3 protein-coding genes and 1 pseudogene are annotated in these 3275 nt (G+C 65.1%); 1 reads left to right on the top strand and 3 read right to left on the bottom strand.

The window, feature by feature from the left end; translation table 11 throughout:
* Positions 1-620: 620 nt before the first annotated feature.
* From HHL24_RS43080 to HHL24_RS43070, 3 genes are read right to left on the bottom strand one after another with little or no spacing between them, the layout of a single operon-like run.
* Positions 621-1493, bottom strand: a complete 873-nt coding sequence (locus HHL24_RS43080; RefSeq protein ID WP_169491314.1) for a hypothetical protein — start codon at positions 1491-1493, stop codon at positions 621-623.
* An 11-nt stretch (positions 1494-1504) separates the two neighbouring features.
* Entirely contained in the window at positions 1505-1708 is a 204-nt protein-coding gene (locus tag HHL24_RS43075; RefSeq protein ID WP_074290261.1) for a hypothetical protein, read from the bottom strand.
* 4 nt (positions 1709-1712) lie between these two features.
* Positions 1713-2735, bottom strand: coding sequence for a DNA-binding protein (locus HHL24_RS43070; protein ID WP_169491313.1), 1023 nt, complete (start codon positions 2733-2735; stop codon positions 1713-1715).
* A 62-nt stretch (positions 2736-2797) separates the two neighbouring features.
* On the opposite strand from HHL24_RS43070, the pseudogene HHL24_RS44500 reads away from it, so the two are divergent.
* Positions 2798-2872 (top strand): annotated as a pseudogene (locus HHL24_RS44500) (IS6 family transposase); the annotation flags it as partial.
* Positions 2873-3275 lie beyond the last annotated feature (403 nt).

Raw genomic sequence — 3275 nt, 5'->3', positions numbered from 1 at the left:
CATGCGCACCAGAACCTGTCGATATTCGAACACTTCAAATCTCCTGTTACTCAATCGGCTCTCCGGGCAAAAAGCCTGAAGGTACCGGGTTGCGGAAATTCGAAATGCGTTTCGGGCTGGCGCCCGACAGAACACTGAGCCCGCTACGTGGCTCGATTACGCCGATCCTGCGGTGGCTCCAATACGCCGATCATCGAGTGGCCCGATTGCGCCGATCATGCACTGGCTCGACTACGCCGATCATCTGGTGGCTCCATTACGCCGATCCCGGAATGGCTCCAATACGCCGATCCGTGACAGCGTTCCCGCATGACGGCTGGCGCATCGACTCCGGCGATGACCGGTACCGGTGCGTCGACTGCACGGTTCACGACTGTGCCGGGTGCACCGAACGAACTGTCAACCCGCTCGAGTGCGCGTGAAAGCTTCTCGAGCAAAGACACGGCGCCATCGGCCGCGACAACAAGCTCCCTTCGGGCGACCTGCGGATTTCCGCGACGGCTTCCTTGAGACGCTGGATCGGCAGCGCAGATTTCCGGCCAGACGCACCGCGTCGGAACCGGGCCAGGAAAGTCCACCTGTGAGCGGTTGGACGGGGCACCATCTTCAGGCATGCCGTGTCAGCGCGTCTTCATATAGGCAGCGTACAGGCCGACATGCAGATCGCGCAGCGCCTTGCGACGCTCCACGAGTTCATGCTGGTTACCCTGACGCTCAAGGCTCAGGATCTGCAGCAGCAGCCGCGTCGCCCGCTCCGGCGCCGTCTGGCGCGACGGCTGCGCTTCACGCAGCAGCGGCGCCAGTCCTGGCTTTTCGATCAACACCCACGCGGGGAACCACGCGAGGTCAGCTGTCTGGCCTGCACCCTCGAAATTCGCGTCGAACTTTCTGCGCAACGTGTCGATTGACGCGTCGGCGAGCCGGTGCAGCAGACCAGCCAGGCGGCCAGGTGACAGCCACGCCAGTTCAGTGAGCAAGGGCAACGCGGCCTCCAGACCATCCGCGCGATGTCGCACCTCTGCCATCCACATCAGCGGCGCCGGGATCCGGCGCCACGACTCGATCCGCTCGACGGCCCGTCTTGCCTCATCCCAGTCGCCCGCGCGCAGCCAGAGCGGCGCCGCGTGAAGGTCACTGACGTCTGCGCGAAACGGCAGGGCCGCGGCCTGCTGCGCAACCGTCCGCCAGCATGACGCCACCCACGCCCGTCCGGGCGCGTCGCCCAGTAACCGCCGCGCCGCCGGTTCAACCTCATCATTGAGGCGGCCACAGGCGGTAGCCAGCGCCGGATGATCGGCGAACGGCGTGGCGACATCGCTGTCGAGCACATCGATCAATGTCGCCAGGCCGCCCAAGGTGTCGTCATCGGGGAATTCGCCTGCGAGTCTCTGCCAGGCCTGCCGGGCAGAGACCGCCTCGCGCCGGTGGAGGGCGTCGAGCACATCGTTGCGAAGCATGACGTCGCGGCTGTCGGCGAAGATGTCGAGCTGCATGGTGATGAGCGTCAGAAGAGTTGATCGTTCAGACCGGCCAGATTAGCCCATTTCACCACGCTGCGGAACGACCGGCCATTGACGTCGACCGATTCGATCACCGCGCGTTGCCCGCTCGCTTCAGCGATCACGCGCACGATGCGATCGCGATACCGCATCAGCGCGCCGATCGGTGGACAGACGGCCTTCTTCCTTTTCCGGGCGGTCGGGTTCATGCACTTATCCCGCCTTCTTCGCCGATGCCGCCTTGCGGGTCGCACGAGGCTGCTTGCGGGCGGGTACCGTGACAGCCCCACCCTTGCGACCTGAGCGGCGCGGGACGACCGCCCCCGTCATCTGCTGTCGCAGCAACCCGAGCTCACGGGCATAGCCGGCGCTGGCGTCGCGCACAGCCACCAGACTGCCCTCGAGGACGCCAGCCTGGTGCCGCGCATCGGCAAGTTGTGCCTGCACGGCCTGCAGCTCACTGCGGTGGCGTGCCTCGCCCTGCTCCGTGCGGCGCGTCGCGGCGTCGAGTTCCTTCTGGAGTCGCGCGCTGGCAACCCGCTCACGCTCGATCTCGAGCAGCGCCCGCTTCTCGGTCGCCCGTAGTCGCTCTTCCGCCAGTCCGGCGCTGGCCCGCAACTTCTCGAGCTCCTCCGAGAAATCCGCCCGCGCCTGCGCAAGTGCCCGGTCGCGCGCGGCGTTTTCGTCCTGCAGCCGGGTGATTTCCGCTTCGAGTGCACGACGCGTGGCCTCACTTGCGGCCTGCCCCTGCTCGAGTTCCTGGATCCGGACCTGGGCGGCGAGCAGCGCGCTGGTGCGCTGATCGAGCGCAGTTTCGGTCCGGCCCAGTTTGCCTTCCATCGACGTGACGGCATTCTGCGCGACGACCTTCTCCGCCTCGGCTTCGACCCGCAACGCCTCCAGTGCCATCTGCGCCGATGCGGTCGAACGCGTCCACAGCGTCGCGACCAGTTCGCCGGCGGCGGCCTGCAGGTCGGCTGGCAGGTCCGGGTGGTCGATCCGCACGCGGCTCTTCTCGCGCAACTCCGCCCAGAACTCGCCGAGCACGGCCGTGGGCGTGCCCATGCTGCCACGCCGGACCAGCTGGTACAGGCGGTTTGCGGTCGGCGTGATGCCGTAACGGAAGAACAGCAGCGCGCAGACCTCGCGGTACAGCTCGCGGGTTTTCGGATGCGCGGCTTTCAGCCGTTCGATGTCCGCGGTCACAGCGGCATCAGCGGAGGGAGCGATGTCCATGGGTGAAGGTGGCCAGTTCTAGGCACTGTCACGTTGCAGAGATGGTCGAGTAAGATCGGGTGATGAAGAATGCAAAATCGCTTTACCACGGACATCGCTTTCCGGCGGTGGTGATCAGTTGCGCGGTACGCTGGTATTGATATGACTTTGCGTGTCAATCGCGAAATTGGTTTCCAGGTTGCATCGACGCATGAATTTCCTGAGGGCGGCGCAGCAGTAAGTCTCGACGGTGGATCACACTTCTGACATCCGCGGGTTGGATACCGCATTACAGAGGTCCGCCTCATGAGCCTGCCGCTAACTTCCGCCGCAAGTTGGTGATGCCCGTTGCGTAATACCATCGCGGGTTGCTCGGATGCCGGGCTGCGCCGCCTTCAGGAAACTCCTTCCGTTGTTCGGGAAATCACACACAGGCCGCGGGCGGTTTGCTGCGAGGTATTGCAAGCGCCATGGCCAGTCGACTGATGTCCCAGATGAACGCCGCCAGTTCGCGGGCAATAGCCACGACCGTGATGTTGATGGGCTTGCCTCGCGCGGTCA

This window comes from Paraburkholderia polaris, assembly GCF_012927345.1.
Taxonomy (GTDB): domain Bacteria; phylum Pseudomonadota; class Gammaproteobacteria; order Burkholderiales; family Burkholderiaceae; genus Paraburkholderia; species Paraburkholderia polaris.
This window is presented reverse-complemented; position numbering and strand designations above follow the sequence as displayed.

What these genes read in the sequence shown, in the direction of transcription:
- HHL24_RS43080 (WP_169491314.1), bottom strand. Translation starts at nt 1,493, where the DNA reads ATGCAGCTCGACATCTTCGCCGACAGCCGCGACGTCATGCTTCGCAAC.
- HHL24_RS43075 (WP_074290261.1), bottom strand. Translation starts at nt 1,708, where the DNA reads ATGAACCCGACCGCCCGGAAAAGGAAGAAGGCCGTCTGTCCACCGATC.
- HHL24_RS43070 (WP_169491313.1), bottom strand. Translation starts at nt 2,735, where the DNA reads ATGGACATCGCTCCCTCCGCTGATGCCGCTGTGACCGCGGACATCGAA.